This window comes from Streptomyces sp. HUAS 15-9 (genome assembly GCF_025642155.1).
Classification (GTDB): domain Bacteria; phylum Actinomycetota; class Actinomycetes; order Streptomycetales; family Streptomycetaceae; genus Streptomyces.
In genome coordinates this window covers 2,045,342-2,060,692 of the sequence record NZ_CP106798.1, presented here as the reverse complement: position 1 = coordinate 2,060,692, position 15,351 = coordinate 2,045,342, and the positions used below count along the sequence as shown (strand labels likewise).

At 72.3% G+C, this 15,351-nt stretch carries 11 protein-coding genes, 1 pseudogene and 1 riboswitch; of the genes and pseudogenes, 2 read left to right on the top strand and 10 right to left on the bottom strand.

The features are described 5' to 3' along the window. The first annotated feature begins 94 nt into the window (after nt 1-94). Entirely contained in the window at nt 95-823 is a 729-nt protein-coding gene (locus N8I87_RS09405) for a ZIP family metal transporter (protein WP_263207278.1), read from the top strand. A gap of 26 nt (nt 824-849) precedes the next feature. Here the strand turns inward: N8I87_RS09405 and cobI are convergent, their stop codons facing one another. From cobI to N8I87_RS09355, 10 genes and pseudogenes are all read right to left on the bottom strand, one after another. Then, nucleotides 850-1,581, bottom strand: coding sequence for a precorrin-2 C(20)-methyltransferase (gene cobI, locus N8I87_RS09400; protein ID WP_263207276.1), 732 nt, complete (start codon nt 1,579-1,581; stop codon nt 850-852). Beyond that, on the bottom strand, nt 1,578-3,035 hold the full coding sequence (locus tag N8I87_RS09395; RefSeq protein ID WP_263207275.1) for a cobyrinic acid a,c-diamide synthase CobB: 1,458 nt from the start codon (nt 3,033-3,035) through the stop codon (nt 1,578-1,580). Before N8I87_RS09395 ends, cobI begins: the two co-directional genes overlap by 4 nt. Next, the gene (gene cobO, locus N8I87_RS09390) at nt 3,035-3,637 is read right to left on the bottom strand and encodes a cob(I)yrinic acid a,c-diamide adenosyltransferase (RefSeq protein WP_263207273.1); all 603 of its coding nucleotides are present in this window, start codon (nt 3,635-3,637) and stop codon (nt 3,035-3,037) included. The genes N8I87_RS09395 and cobO overlap by 1 nt, the downstream gene beginning before the upstream one ends. Continuing rightward, the gene (locus tag N8I87_RS09385) at nt 3,637-5,640 is read right to left on the bottom strand and encodes a putative cobaltochelatase (protein WP_263207271.1); all 2,004 of its coding nucleotides are present in this window, start codon (nt 5,638-5,640) and stop codon (nt 3,637-3,639) included. Before N8I87_RS09385 ends, cobO begins: the two co-directional genes overlap by 1 nt. Beyond that, nucleotides 5,637-9,344: a cobaltochelatase subunit CobN gene (gene cobN / locus N8I87_RS09380; RefSeq protein ID WP_263207269.1), complete on the bottom strand. Its 3,708-nt coding sequence runs from the start codon at nt 9,342-9,344 to the stop codon at nt 5,637-5,639. Before cobN ends, N8I87_RS09385 begins: the two co-directional genes overlap by 4 nt. Beyond that, a complete protein-coding gene (locus tag N8I87_RS09375) occupies nt 9,341-10,873 on the bottom strand; it encodes a cobyric acid synthase (protein ID WP_263207267.1) in 1,533 nt (510 codons plus the stop codon). Before N8I87_RS09375 ends, cobN begins: the two co-directional genes overlap by 4 nt. Then, entirely contained in the window at nt 10,870-11,820 is a 951-nt protein-coding gene (locus N8I87_RS09370) for a cobalamin biosynthesis protein (RefSeq protein WP_263207265.1), read from the bottom strand. The genes N8I87_RS09375 and N8I87_RS09370 overlap by 4 nt, the downstream gene beginning before the upstream one ends. A gap of 101 nt (nt 11,821-11,921) precedes the next feature. Continuing rightward, a riboswitch (cobalamin riboswitch) is annotated at nt 11,922-12,061 on the bottom strand. Between the two features lie 196 nt (nt 12,062-12,257). After that, nucleotides 12,258-12,485, bottom strand: a complete 228-nt coding sequence (locus N8I87_RS09365) for a hypothetical protein (protein ID WP_263207263.1) — start codon at nt 12,483-12,485, stop codon at nt 12,258-12,260. Between the two features lie 32 nt (nt 12,486-12,517). Then, complete coding sequence (locus N8I87_RS09360; protein ID WP_263207261.1) at nt 12,518-13,765, bottom strand: inorganic phosphate transporter; 1,248 nt, start codon at nt 13,763-13,765, stop codon at nt 12,518-12,520. Nucleotides 13,766-13,915: 150 nt separating this feature from the next. After that, nucleotides 13,916-14,465, bottom strand: a pseudogene (locus N8I87_RS09355) (GH25 family lysozyme); the annotation flags it as partial. Between the two features lie 141 nt (nt 14,466-14,606). Here N8I87_RS09355 and N8I87_RS09350 point away from each other — a divergent pair. Further along, nucleotides 14,607-15,338 (top strand): class II aldolase/adducin family protein, encoded by a 732-nt coding sequence (locus N8I87_RS09350; RefSeq protein ID WP_263207259.1) that lies wholly within the window; start codon nt 14,607-14,609, stop codon nt 15,336-15,338. Nucleotides 15,339-15,351: the final 13 nt, after the last annotated feature.

The window sequence follows — 15,351 nt, the reverse complement described above, 5'->3', positions numbered from 1 at the left end:
GGAACGGGTCCTCTCGTACGAAATATCACGGTGTGGGCGGGTGGCAGCGTGGCCGGATGTGCGCGATCGGGGTGTGATCGGATAGCAAAGGCCTATGGCGGTCTTCGTCGCGCTCGGCGCGTTCCTGATGACGCTGGCCGGCGGCTGGACGGCACAGCGCGTGACCGACCGTCGCCACCTGGTTCTGGGCCTGGCCGGCGGTCTGATGCTGGGGGTGGTCGGTCTCGACCTGCTGCCCGAGGCACTGCGCGCGGCGGGCCGGGAGGTCTTCGGCGTACCGGCGGCCCTGCTGCTGTTCGTGGCCGGATTCCTGCTCGCCCATCTGGTGGAACGGCTGCTGGCCGCCCGGCAGGCCGCGCACGGCGCCGAGGAGCACGGGCACCGCGCGCCCGAGGCGGGCCTCACGGCGGCCGCCGCGATGGTCGGCCACAGTGCCATGGACGGTGTGGCCATCGGCGCGGCCTTCCAGGTGGGCGGCGGCATGGGCGCGGCGGTCGCGCTCGCCGTGATCGCCCACGACTTCGCGGACGGCTTCAACACGTTCACCATCACCAGCCTGTACGGCAACGCCCGCCGCAAGGCGGTCGCCATGCTGGTCGCCGACGCGTGCGCCCCGGTCCTCGGCGCCCTGTCCACGGCGTTCTTCACCATCCCGGCACCGCTGCTCGGCGGCTATCTCGCCCTGTTCGGCGGCGCGCTCCTGTATCTCGCCGCGGCCGAGATCCTCCCCGAGGCGCACCATGAGCACCCCGCCCGCTCCACCCTGCTGTGCACGGTGGCGGGCGCGGCCTTCATCTGGCTGGTGGTGGGCATCTCCGCCTGAACCGGGCGGGGTTGCGGCCGAGCGGATCACAGCTTGCCGCCCCGGCCGCCGTCGCGCCGCGCGGGCGCGATCAGCGTGGAGAGATACGGCAGCGAGCCCCCGTCGAGGTCGCCCGCGGGCCGGATGGACTCCTCCGGCAGCCCGAGCGCCGACCCCCACACCGCGTCGTCGATCCGCCCGGTCTCCCGCAGCGCCTCGGCGACCTCCCTGGCCTGCCGCCCGAACTTGTACGCCACGACCGTCCCCGGCCCGTTCAGCGCCTCCTTGAGCACGCCGGCCCCGGCGGTGACCGGCACGAGCGTCAACGGCTCGGTGCCCTCGGTCAGCACGGCCCCCGACCGCGCCGCGAGATCCTGCATGGCGGTGATCCCCGGCACCGTCTCGACGACCGTCCCCGGCACCAGCTCCGCGATCGTCTGCGCGAGATAGGTGAAGGTCGAGTACACGTTGGGATCGCCGATGGTCGCGAAGGCGACCGCGCCCCGCTCCCGGAGCAGCCCGGCCACCCGCTCACCGGCCGCGTCCCAGGCGGCCTCCCGGCGCCCCCGGTCGGTCCGCTCGTTGAGCGCGAACACCACCCGGACGACCTTCTCCTCGGGCACGTAGTGCAGCACGGTCGCCTCGGCCCGCCCCCGCTCAAACGTGTCCATGACGGGTACGACGACGACATCGGCCGCGCGCAGGGCGTTGACGCCCTTGACGGTCACCAGCTCCGGGTCGCCCGGACCCACCCCGACCCCGATCAGCCTGCTGCTCATGACGTCCCGCACCTCTCCACGAACCGACGGGCCGCACCGGGCACGGACGCCCAGTGCGTGTGCAGATAACTCGCGTGCACACCCTGCTGTACGAAACCTTCGACCCGCCGTCGAGGGGCGCGCACACCCCAGGCGGGAGCCGCCCCCGAGCCGGGCTCGACGACGGTCCGGTGGAACTCGTGCCCCCGCATCCGCGTCCCCGCGACAGCGAGCACGCTGTCGCTCACGGCCACGGCATCCTGGTACCCGAGCGTGAGCCGCTCGCTCATCCGCGCGGTGGCGTCGAGCACCCCGCACATGGGGCGTCCGTCCAGCTCCCGGGAGAGATAGAGCAGCCCGGCGCACTCGGCAGCCACGGGAGCACCGGATTCCGCGAGCGCCGCGACGGCCTTGCGCAGCGGCTCGTTGGCGGACAACTCGGCGGCGTACACCTCGGGGAACCCGCCGCCGATGACCAACCCGCTTGTCCCGTCGGGCAGTCGCTCGTCGCGGAGGGGGTCGAAGGTGACGACGTCGGCACCGGCGGCGGTGAGGAGTTCGGTGTGCTCGGCGTAGGAGAAGGTGAACGCGGGGCCGCCGGCGACGGCAACCACCGGCGCTTCCCGGTCCCGGCCGACATTCTTCAGCCCGTGGGGGTACCCCCTGCTCGAAGAGCTCGGGGGAGATTGAGGACGAGGCCGTTCAGGCCGAAAGCGGGGGTCTGGGGGCGCAGCCCCCAGGGCCTCAGCCGCATCCCAGGCCGCACTCGACCACGCACCAGCACCACGCGCCAGCGCCATCAGCGCATCCAGATCACAACCGTCGGAGACCTGCGCACCCATCTCCGCGACGGCCTCCACCGCCGAGGCCCGCCGCTCGGCGACCGGTACCAGACCCAGGTGCCGGGATGGCACGTCCACCTGCGGCGCCCGCCGCAACACCCCCAACACCGGCGAACCGACGGAGTCCAACGCCTCCCGCAGAAGCGCTTCGTGCCGGTCCGACGCGACCTTGTTCAGGATCACGCCCCCGACCCGCACCTCCGGATCCCAGGAGGCGAACCCGTGCACCAGAGCGGCCACCGACCGCGACTGCGACGACGCGTCCACGACCAGCACCACGGGTGCCCGCAGCAGCTTCGCCACATGGGCGGTGGACGCCAGTTCACCCTCCCCGGCGGCCCCGTCGTACAGCCCCATCACGCCCTCGACGACCGCGATGTCGCAGCCGCGCGCACCGTGCGCGAACAGCGGACCGACCAGCTCCGGCCCGCACAGATACGCGTCGAGGTTGCGCCCCACGCGCCCGGTGGCGAGCGCGTGATACCCGGGGTCGATGTAGTCGGGGCCGACCTTGTGCGGGGACACGGCGAGTCCCCGCCCGGTCAGCGCGGCCATCAACCCCGTGGCGACGGTGGTCTTGCCGCTGCCCGACGAGGGCGCGGCGATGACCAGCCGGGGCACGGACGGGGACATCACCACTCGATGCCTCTCTGCCCCTTCTGGCCCACGTCCATGGGGTGCTTGACCTTGGACATGTCGGTCACCAGGTCCGCGAGGTCGACGAGCTTGTCCGGGGCGTTCCGCCCGGTGATCACCACGTGCTGGGTCCCCGGCCGGTCGCGCAGCACCTCGACGACCTCGTCGGTGTCGATCCAGCCCCAGTGCATCGGGTACGCGAACTCGTCGAGCACGTACAGCTTGTACGTCTCGGCGGCCAGGTCCCGCTTGACCTGCTCCCAGCCCTCGCGGGCCTTGTCCTCGTTGGTGGAGTTGTCGACGTCACGCTGGACCCAGGACCAGCCCTCGCCCATCTTGTGCCAGTCGACGGTCCCGCCCTCGCCGGAGGCGCCCAGCACCTTCAGCGCGTTCTCCTCGCCGACCTTCCACTTCGCCGACTTGACGAACTGGAACACCCCGATCGGCCACCCCTGGTTCCAGGCACGCAGCGCGAGCCCGAACGCGGCGGTGGACTTCCCCTTGCCGATGCCCGTGTGGACGACGACGAGCGGCCGGTTGCGCCGCTGCCGCGTCGTCAGCCCGTCGTCCGGGATCACACTCGGCTGCCCCTGAGGCATTACGCGGCCCTCCTCGATGTTCCCTGCACATTCCTGACCAACCCGGCGATGCTGTCGGCCCGCAGCTCGTCCAGCGTCACCGCCGTACCGCCCAGCTCACCCGCGAGCTGGGCGGCGAGCCCGAGCCGCACCGGCCCCGACTCGCAGTCCACGACCACGGAGGCGACACCCTCGGCCGCGAACAGCCGGGCCGCGCGCCCCGCCAGGGCGACCGGCTCCGGACCACCCGTGGCCCGCCCGTCGGTCACCACCACGACCAGCGCCCGGCGCGCGGGATCCCGCAGCCGCTCGACCCGCAGCACCTCGTGCGCCTTCAGCAGCCCGGCCGCGAGCGGGGTCCGCCCGCCCGTCGGCAGCGACTCCAGCCGGGCCGCCGCCGCGTCCACGGACGAGGTCGGCGGCAGGGCGACCTGAGCGTCCTTGCCGCGGAAGGTCACCAGCCCCACCTTGTCCCGCCGCTGGTAGGCGTCGAGCAGCAGCGACAGCACGGCACCCTTCACGGCGCCCATCCGCTGCCGCGCGGCCATCGACCCGGAGGCGTCGACCACGAACAGGACGAGGTTCCCCTCGCGCCCCTCGCGGCTTGCCTGCCGCAGATCGTCCCGGCGTACGACGAGACCCGGCCCGGAGCGGCCCCGCGTCCGCTGATGCGGTGCCGCCGCCCGGACGGTGGCCGCCAGGTGCAGCTTGGAGAGCTTGCCCTGCGGCCGCCGCGCCCCCGTCGTGCGCCCGTGCTCGGTCCGTGCCCGCGAGCGCCGTCCGGCGGCGCCCTCGCCGATCCCGGGCACGCTCAGCACTTTGGCCCGGAAGGGCTCTGCGGCGCGGACGGGGGACTGCTCTGCGGCGCCGGACGCCTGCGGCTCGCCGCCCTCACCGGTCTCGGGCCGGGCAGCCGTGTCACCGCCGTGCGGACCGGCGTCCGGCGCGGGCTGCCCGCCGCCCCCGCCCGGTCCACCACCGTCGGGATCGGGCTCGGAATCGTCCTCGCCGTCGCCCGAGAACTCCTCCAGCGTCTCGTCGAGCCTGTCCTCGTCGAGTCCCGGCGCGTCGAAGGGGTTCCGCCTGCGCCGGTGCGGCAGCGCCAGCAGGGCCGCCTGACGCACGTCCTCGGCGAGCACATCGGTCCGCCCCGCCCAGGCCGCCAGCGCGGTCGCCGTACGCGCCATCACGATGTCGGCCCGCATACCGTCCACCTCGAAGGCGGCACAGGTGGCCGCGATCTGCCGCAGCGCCCCGTCGCCCAGCCGCACCGACGGCAGCAACTCCCGCGCCGCCACGATCCGTTGCCGTACGGCAGCCTCCTCGCCGGCCCACCGCGCGGCGAAACCGTCGGGGTCGTCGTCGTACGCCAGCCGTCGCCGTACGACCTCCACCCGCTGGTCCGGCTCCCGCGAGGCCGCGACCTCGACGGTCAGCCCGAACCGGTCGAGCAACTGCGGGCGCAACTCGCCCTCTTCCGGGTTCATGGTGCCGACGAGCAGGAAGCGGGCGGCATGCCGCACGGAGACGCCCTCGCGCTCGACGTAGGAGGCGCCCATCGCGGCGGCGTCAAGGAGCAGGTCGACGAGATGGTCGTGGAGCAGGTTGACCTCGTCGACGTACAGGATCCCGCGGTGCGCGTCGGCGAGCAGGCCGGGCTCGAAGGCCTTCACGCCCTCGGCGAGCGCCCGCTCGATGTCCAGGGCGCCCACCAGCCGGTCCTCGGAGGCCCCGACAGGCAGCTCCACCATGCGCGCAGGACGTGACTCGAACGCCCCCGGCTCGTGCGGCCCGTCCGGGCAGGCGGGGTCGGGGGAGCCGGGGTCACAGGAGAAACGGCAGCCGGAGACGACGCCGACCTCGGGCAACAGCGCCGAAAGGGCCCGTACGGCCGTCGACTTGGCGGTGCCCTTCTCGCCGCGCACCAGCACACCGCCGACCGCCGGCGACACGGCGTTCAGCAGCAGCGCGAGCCGCAGGTCGTCCTGGCCGACGACGGCCGTGAACGGAAAGGGGGTACTCACTTCTCGTCGCCCTCCAAGTCGCCTTCCAGCTCCAGGTAGGTGGCCCGCAGCCGCTCCAGGGTGTCGGCGTCCGGCTCGGCCCACAGCCCGCGGTCGGCCGCCTCCAGCAGGCGCTCCGTGATCCCGCGCAGCGCCCAGGGGTTGGACTTCTTCATGAAGTCCCGGTTCTCCGCGTCGAAGACGTACTCGGCGCTGAGCTTCTCGTACATCCAGTCGTCGACCACGCCCGCCGTCGCGTCGTACCCGAAGAGGTAGTCCACGGTCGCCGCCATCTCGAAGGCGCCCTTGTAGCCGTGCCGCCGCATGGCCGCCATCCAGCGCGGGTTCACCACGCGGGCACGGAACACCCGGTGCGTCTCCTCGCCGAGGGTCCGCGTCTTCACCTGATCCGGTACGGCGGAGTCGCCCACATACGCCTCGGGGCTCGCCCCCGTCAGGTGCCGCACCATGGCCACCATGCCGCCGTGGTACTGGAAGTAGTCGTCGGCGTCGACGAGATCGTGCTCGCGGGTGTCGACGTTCTTCGCCGCCACCGCGATCCGCCGGAACGCCGTCTCCATGTCCCCGCGGGCCGCCCGCCCGTCGAGCCCCCGTCCGTAGGCGTAGCCGCCCCACACCGCGTACACCTCGGCGAGGTCCGCGTCGGAGCGCCAGTTGCGGGCGTCGATCAGCGGCAGCAGCCCGGCGCCGTACGCCCCCGGCTTCGAACCGAAGACCCGGGCCGTCGCGCGCCGTCGGTCGCCGTGCTCGGCGGTGTCCTCGTCGGCGTGGGCGCGCACGAAGTTCCGCTCGGTGGGTTCGTCCAGCTCGGCCACGGCCCGCACCGCGTCGTCGATCAGCCCGACCACGTGCGGGAACGCGTCCCGGAAGAAGCCCGAGATACGGACGGTGACGTCGATGCGCGGCCGGCCGAGCTCCTCCAGGGACACGATCTCGAACCCGGTCACGCGCCTCGACGCGTCGTCCCACACCGGACGGCACCCCAGCAGCGCCAGGATCTCGGCGATGTCGTCGCCCTGGGTGCGCATGGCGGACGTGCCCCACACCGTGAGGCCGACGGACTTCGGATACTCGCCCGTGTCCTGGAGATACCGCTGCACCAGCGAGTCGGCGAGCGACTGGCCGACCTCCCAGCTCAGCCGGGACGGAATGGCCTTGGGGTCGACGGAGTAGAAGTTCCGGCCGGTCGGCAGGACGTTGACGAGGCCGCGGGTGGGGGAGCCCGAGGGACCGGCGGGGACGTAACCGCCGTTCAGCGCCCGGAGGATATGGCCGATCTCGTCGGTGGTCCGTGCCAGGCGCGGTACGACCTCGGCGCAGGCGAACTCCAGCACGGCGACGGCGTCGGGGAGTTCGGTGCCGAGGACCTCACGGACGAGGCCCGGGACCGCCGCGCCGTCCCAGCCGCGCTCCTCCATCCCCTCCGCGAACCGCCGGCACAACTGCTCCAGCAGATCGATCGCGTCGGCGGCCGTACGGGACGGCCCCTCGACCAGGTCCGTCAGCTCCACCGGCACCTTCACCGGCGCGCCCGGCTCGGCGAGCAGCTCCTTCTCCAGCAGCCCGAAGTGCTCCGCCAGCGAGGCCCGCAGCCCCGGCAGGGCGTTCGCCTGCCCGCCCCACACCTGCGAGGCGCGCAGCACGGCGAGGACCAGGTTGACGCGCGGCTCCGCGACCGGTCCGCCACCGAGGATGTGCAGGCCGTCGCGGATCTGCACGTCCTTGATCTCGCACAGATAGCCGTCGATGTGCATGACGAACGAGTCGAAGTCGTCGTCCTCGGGCTGCTCGTCCACGTGCAGGTCGTGGTGCAGCTCGGCCGCCTTGACCAGCGTCCAGATCTGCGCCCGTACGGCAGGCGCCTTGGTCGGGTCCAGGTCGGAGACGAGCGCGTACTCGTCGAGCAGTTGCTCCAGCTTCGCCAGGTCGCCGTAAATGTCGGCGCGGGCCATCGGCGGTACGAGGTGGTCGACGACCGTGGCGTGCCCGCGCCGCTTGGCCTGGGTGCCCTCGCCGGGGTCGTTGACGATGAAGGGGTAGATCAGCGGCAGGTCGCCGAGGACCGCGTCCGGCGCGCAGCCCTTGCCGAGCCCGAGACCCTTGCCCGGCAGCCACTCCATCGTGCCGTGCTTGCCCATGTGGACGATCGCGTCCGCGCCGAACGAGTTCTCCAGCCACCGGTACGCCGCCATGTAGTGGTGCGAGGGCGGCATGTCGGGGTCGTGGTAGATCGCGATCGGGTTCTCGCCGAAGCCGCGCGGTGGCTGGATCATCACGACGACGTTCCCGAACCGGAGGGAGGCGAGGACGATGTCGTCGCCGTCGACGTACAGGGAGCCCGGCGGCTCGCCCCACGCCTCCAGCATGCCCTCCCGCAGCTCGGGGTCGAGCTTGTCGAACCACGCCCGGTAGTCGGCGAGCGGGACGCGCGCGGGCGCTGCGGTCAGCTGCTCCTCGGTGAGCCATTCGACGTCGTGGCCGCCGGCCTCGATGAGCCGGTGGATCAACTCGTCGCCGTTGTCGGGGTATTCGGTGAGGGAGTAGCCGGCGTCCCGCAGCGCGTCGAGGACCCGGACCGCGGAGGCCGGGGTGTCGAGGCCCACCGCGTTGCCGACGCGCGAGTGCTTGGTCGGGTAGGCGGTGAAGACGAGCGCGACCTTTTTGTCCGCGTTCGCCTTGTGCTTCAACTGCGCGTGCCGTACGGCGATTCCGGCGACGCGGCCGGCCCGCTCGGGGTCGGCGATGTACACCGGCACGTCGTCCGGGCCCTGTTCCTTGAAGGAGAACGGCACGGTGACGAGGCGGCCGTCGAACTCGGGGATCGCGACCTGCATCGCCGCGTCCATGGGGGAGAGGGCGGCGTCGGACGCGTCCCACGTGGCACGTGAGGAGGTCAGACAGAGCCCTTGCAGCACCGGGATGTCCAGGTCGGCGAGCGCCCCGATGTCCCAGGACTCCTCGCCCGCCCGTCTCCCACCACCACCCTCAACGGAGGTGCTTCGCACCACTGGATCCTTTCCGCCCGCCGAGGCCTGCGAGGCGTGGGTGCCGCCGGCGGCGAGGACCGTGGCGACCAGGGCGTCGGCCCGGCCCAGGATCTCGTACAGCCCGGCGTCGGCACCGCGCAGCGAACCGCAGTACACGGGAAGGGCGTTGGCCCCCCGTGCCTCGATCGCGTCGCACAGGGTGTCGACGAAGGCGGTGTTGCCGCTCAGTTCGTGGGCCCGGTAGAAGAGCACGCCGACGGTGGGCCGGCCCTCGACGAGGGCACGTTCGCCGTGGACGCCGTGCTCGGGCATCTTCCGCGGCTCGTCGAAGCCCTCGCCCGTCAGCAGCACGGTGTCGGACAGGAAGCGCGCGAGCTCAGTGAGGTTGGCGGGTCCGCCCTCGACGAGGTAGCGCAGCGCCTCGGCCACGACACCGGCCGGCACGGACGACTCGGCCATCAACTCGGCGTCGGGCACCGCCTCCCCGCCCAGCAGCACGGTCGGGATCCCGGCGGCCCGCAGCGCGGCGAGCCCCTCCTCCCAGGCCCGCTTGCCGCCGAGCAGCCGTACGACGGCGAGGTCTGCCCGCCGGAGGAGTTCCGGAAGTTCCCCGGTGACGTCGACCCGGGTCGGGTTGCCGATCAGGTAGGACGCGCCGGAGGCCCGGGCCGCCAGCAGATCGGTGTCGGCGGTCGACAACAACAACACTGTGCTCATGCGGGCGCTCCCGGTGGAATGAAGGGCAGTCCTTGAGGCGCGCCCGACTCGATGAGCCGCCAGAGCGCGTCCGTGTCCGCGTGCTGTTCGATCAGGTCGCCGAGCCGGTCGAGCTGTTCCTCGCGCAGCGCGGCGAACGAGGTGTCGGGGGCCGGTACGAAGCGGCGGCCCGCGGCGGCCGCCACCTCGCGCAGGAAGGCCCGCCGGAAACCGTCCGACTCCAGGGAGCCGTGCCAGTGGGTGCCCCAGGTCTGCCCGACCCGGCAGCCGTCCAGGCCGCGTCCGCTCTCATCGGAGAGGAACGTCTCCCCGCCGTGGACGTCGGCGACCCCGTGGTGGATCTCGTACCCCTCGACGTGCTCGCCGAGGGCTTCGCCGACGGGCCGGGTGAGGGTCTTCTCCTTGGCGAACCGCACCCGCACGGGCAGGATCCCGAGCCCGTCCACGTGCCCCTCGCGGCTCTCGACGTCGTCCTCGATGTGCTCGCCGAGTACCTGGAAGCCGCCGCAGATGCCGAGAACGGGCAGGTCCTCACGGGCCCTTGCGACGATGGCGTCGGCCAGCCCCCGCTCCCGCAGCCACTCCAGCGCCCGGACCGTCCCCCGGGTGCCCGGGATCACGACGAGGTCGGCGTCGGCGAGTTCCTCCGGCCGGTCCACGAACCGCACGACCACACCGGGCTCGGCGGCCAGGGCGTCCACGTCGGTGAAGTTGGACATGAGCGGGATCGCGCAGACGGCCACCCGCAGCACGTCCTCCCCGACGGGCGGCGCCACGGCCGACTCGCGCACTGTGCCGCGCAGCGAGACCCGGAGCCCGTCCTCCTCGTCGATGCCGAGCCCGTGCCGGAACGGCAGCACTCCGTAGGTGTCCCGCCCGGTGAGCCCGTGCAGCATGTCGAGCCCCGGCTCCAGCAGGGACACATCCCCACGGAACTTGTTCACGAGGAACCCGGCGACGAGTTCCTGGTCCTCGGGCGAGAGCAGGGCCACGGTCCCGAAGAAGGAGGCGAAGACGCCCCCGCGGTCGATGTCGCCGACGACGAGCACGGGGAGTCGGGCACCCCGCGCGATCCCCATGTTCACGATGTCGGTCCGCCGGAGATTGATCTCGGCGGGAGAGCCCGCCCCCTCACAGATCACCGCGTCATACGTGCCCCGCAACTCGGCGAGACAGTCGAGAACGGTCCCGAGAAGTCTCTGCTGCCGGCCCCCGTGATAGCCGCGGGCACTCAACTCGCCCACCGGCTTTCCCAGCAGCACCACCTGGCTGCTCTGCTCACCACCGGGCTTGAGCAGCACGGGGTTCATCAGCGCGCTGGGCTCCACCCGGCACGCCTGGGCCTGCATGGCCTGGGCCCGCCCGATCTCGGCGCCCTCGCGGGTCACGAACGAGTTGAGGGACATGTTCTGCGCCTTGAAGGGCGCGACCTTGACGCCCTGTCGCACCAGCCACCGGCAGATCCCCGCCGTCACGACGCTCTTGCCCGCGTCGGAGGTGGTGCCGGCGACGAGCAGACCACCGTTCATGACGTGCCCCCCTTTGTCTTGGTCACGACGGCGCGCGCGGCGACTGCGACGCCGAGCGCGAGCAGACCGACCCGACGGGAGAGCCGTACGGCCCGGTCGATGTCCTCGGTGGCGACGGCGCGGCCGTCACCGTTGAGCACGGGCCGGTGCTCGATCCGCCCTCCGTAGGCAAGGGTTCCGCCGAGCCGTACGCCCAGAGCCCCCGCGAAGGAGGCCTCGACGGGCCCGGCGTTGGGACTGGGATGCCTGCGTGCGTCGGCCCGCCAGGCACGCAGGGCGCCGCGTGGGTCCGGGCCCGCGGCGGCGGCCAGTACGGCGGTGAGCCGGGCCCCCGGCCATCCGGCGACGTCGTCGAGCCGGGCGGAGGCCCACCCGTAGCGCCGGTACCGGGGGGACTTGTGCCCGACCATGGCGTCAAGGGTGTTGACCGCGCGGAACCCGAGCAGTCCGGGCACGCCTCCCAGGGCACCCCACACCAGCGCCCCTACGACGGCGTCGGAGGTGTTCTCGGCGACGGACTCGACCACGGCCCGGGCGATCCCGTCGGCGTCGAGCGCCTGCGGATCCCGTCCGCAGAGGTGAGGCAGCCGGGCACGAGCCCCTGCCACGTCGCCCGCCTCCAGGGCGTGCCCGATGGCCCGGGCCTCCCGGGCGAGCGAAGTCCCCCCGATCACGGCCCAGGTGGCGGCACCGGTGAGTGCGACGGAGGCGGTGGGGGAGGGACGTACGGCTCGCCCGGCGAGGGCGCCGAGGGCCACGGCCCCGCCGACGCACGCGGCGGTGTGCAGGGCGCCCCAGCCGCGGTGGTCCCGCCACAGCACCCGCTCCACGGCGCTCGCCGCACGCCCGAACGCGGCGACCGGATGCCCACGGCGTGGATCGCCCAGGAGAAGGTCACCGAGGAGGCCGGCGGAGGCGCCGTACGCGAAGACGCGATCGGCACGCATCGGCTCAGCCGGCCGTGGGGTCGAGCAGCGACCTGGTGCTGTACCTCGATCGGCAGCCGAGCATGGCGATATGTCCTCACTCAGGGTGTCCGCGCCCTGGTTCGACGAGACCGGCGGTGGGAGTTCCTGGCTTCCGGAGAGTTCTTCCCCGGTGACAGTGGCGGGACCGCGCCGGATTCACACCGGCTTCCTCCCTTGCCGCCGTACATGGCTCCGGCAGTCCACCACGCTCCCGGAAGGGCCGTCAACTTGCCGTTGACCTGCAAGGGGAGAGTGTGCTGAGACCCACACCGGCGCTGCGCGGGCGGGTGTGAGGGCACACGAAAAGGCTCCTCCCCGAAGACATCGGGGAGGAGCCCGGGTGAGGCTCGGTCAGGCCTTGGCCATGATCTGGGTCAGGACCAGGGCCAGGACCAGGGTCAGGACCAGGGCCAGGGTCAGGCCTTGGCCATGATCAGGTAGATGCCGTACGCCACCGCCGCCGCGCAGGCCGCGAAGCAGACGTACGCTCCGGTGACCGCGAGAGGGGCGGAGCCGCCCTGGGCCGTGGCGCGTTCGCGGTGTGCGAGGCCCTTGACGCCCAGGGTGAACAGGGCCACGAGGCCCACGGTGACCACGAGGCTGACGCCGAAGACGGAGCCGAGGGCTGCCCAGTCGATCTTCATGGTGATGCTTCCTTAGTAACCGGGTCTCGGGGTCAGACGGTGGCGGCCGGAGGGGCGGCCGGGTCGGTGGCGGGGGCGGCCGCGGGGGACGGGATGGTGGCCGTCAGGTCCTCGGCCACGGTGCCTGCCGGGGGCGGCGTCACGGCGGCCATCGCCGTGGTCACCACACCGGCCGGCTCCTCGGTGTCGTTGACGTTGCTGTGGTCGACCACCTGGCGGCGGGAGAGCTTCCAGATCGTGGCGCTGGAGGCGACGAGGAAGACGGCGACGACCGCGGTGCCCCAGTTGCCCAGGTCGGTCACGGACTCAGCGAGCGCACCGACCAGAGCGGCCGCCGGCAGGGTCAGCGCCCAGGCCACCATCATGCGGGTCGCGGTGGACCAGCGGACCACGCCGCCCTTGCGGCCCACGCCCGCGCCCATCACGGAGCCGGAGACGGCGTGCGTGGTGGAGAGGGAGAAGCCCAGGTGGGAGGAGGCCAGGATGACCGTCGCGGCGCTGGTCTGGGCGGAGAAGCCCTGCTGCGGCTGAAGGTCGGTCAGGCCCTTGCCCATGGTGCGGATGATGCGCCAGCCGCCGATGTAGGTGCCGAGCGCGATGGCGAGGCCGGCGGAGAGGATCACCCAGACGGGAGGGTTGGAGTCGGGGGCGATGGCGCCGCCGGCGATCAGCGCGAGGGTGATGATGCCCATCGTCTTCTGCGCGTCGTTGGTGCCGTGGGCGAGGGAGACGAGGCCGGCGGAGGCGATCTGGCCGGCGCGGTAGCCCTTGCGGGTGGCCGCGCTGTCGGCGTCCTTGCTCAGCCCGTAGGAGAACCGTGTGGCGAGCATGGCGGCCACACCGGCGACGATCGGGGCCGCGACGGCCGGGATCAGGACCTTGGTGACGAGCACGCCGCCGTGGACGGCGCCGGTGCCGGCCGACGCGATCGTCGCGCCGATCAGACCGCCCATCAGAGCGTGCGAGGAGCTGGACGGGAGCCCTACCAGCCAGGTCAGCAGGTTCCAGAGGATCGCGCCGACCAGGGCGGCGAAGATGACCTCGGGACGTATGCCGGCCTCGTCGACGAGGCCCTTGGAGATCGTGTTGGCGACCTCCACGGAGAGGAAGGCGCCTACAAGGTTGAGCGCGGCGGACATGCCCACCGCGACCTTGGGCTTGAGTGCACCGGTCGAGATGGTCGTGGCCATCGCGTTGGCGGTGTCGTGGAAACCGTTCGTGAAATCAAACGCGAGTGCGGTTACCACCACAATCGCGAGGATCAGCGAGAAGTTTTCCATTTACCCAGGCAATCGTTCAGAGGACGTCATTGGCTGGTTGACCGTAGGCAACCTGGGTGAACGGAAGATGAACTAGGGCAGGCGTGAGGGTGTCGTAAACGAGGGGTCGACGCTCTGCTCAGGACCGGCGGCCCAGACGCCCCTTGACTGGCCGCCCCGGGCGAACGACCTCAGCCGGGCCGATGACCCGTTGAATGAGATTTTGGTCACCCGGCAGACTGCCGCTGTTGCCGTACTGCCAGAAGGTCCGGTACGGCCACCCCGTCGGCGGTTTCCCCACGTCGGGCGAGCCGTGGCGGGCGATCCACAGGGCATGGTCGGTGGCGAACGCGCCGCTGCCGCCGGTGCAGGTGTTCCACCAGTGGGCGGTGGTGTAGATCACAGGGCGGCGATGTCCAGTGCGGGGGGCAGCGTCCAGCCGTCCGCGGTCCAAGTGCCGCCGTTGAGCACGAAGTACGCCGCCCGCGCCGCGCCCGACGACTTGTCCGGCAGCGCGAAGTGACAGGCGCCCCGGACGATGCCCGCGGCGCGCGAGCCGTCGTACTGCCGACTGAAGTGGATGGCGCCTTCCGCCTTCGCGCCCGGCCGGTCGACGTTCCTCTGGTGGGACGAGACGTCGTGTCCCGTCGGCAGGCTCGTTCGCGGACGCCGGGGCTCCGGCGAGTACGGTCGCGGCTCCCCCGGTGACGAGCGCCGTCACGGACGCCGTGATCACTCGGGCGCGGTGGCGGGACGGTTTGCGGAATTCATGGCTGTATGCGGTCTTTCGGAGGCGTGGTTTCCGGCCTGAAGTGCCCCGCTCCGAGGGTCTTTCGAGGGCGTCGGCTGGCAGGATCGCGGCATGGCTGAGCAGCGGCGGAACCAGCGGGACGGACGGGACGACCGGGAGGGCGCACCGCTTGTGCCGGAGGTGCGGAGGAGGCCTGTGTCCGACGAGGAGGCGCACGCCTGGGAGGCGCTCGTCGCGACGGCCCGCCGGACCGTGTCCGACGGACTGGTCGTCGGCACCTCCGGCAATGTGTCCGTGCGCGTCGGCGACACCGTGCTGGTCACGCCGTCGGGCGTGCCCTACGACCGGCTGACGCCGGACGACGTGACCGGGGTGGACCTCGCCGGGCGGCAGATGCTCGGCACCCTGGTCCCGACCAGCGAGCTGCCCATGCATCTCGCCGTCTACCGCACCACCGACGCCCACGCCGTGGTGCACACCCACGCCGTCCACGCGACCGCCGTCTCGACGCTCGTCACCGAACTCCCGGCGATCCACTACATGTCCGGTGCCCTCGGCGGCCCCGCCCGGGTTGCCCCGTATGCGACGTACGGCACCGACGAGTTGGCCGAGAACATGCTCCGGGCGCTCGCCGACCGCTCGGGCTGTCTCCTCCAGAACCACGGCACCCTCACATACGGCACCTCCCTCGACCAGGCCTACGACCGCACGGCCCAGCTGGAGTGGATGTGCCGGCTGTGGCTGACGGCGTCATCGGTACCCGGCCTGACACCGTCACTGCTGTCGGAGCAGCAGCTGGCCGAGGCCGGGGAGCGGCTGGCGGGATACGGCCAGCGCCGCTGACGGCCGCCGGGGC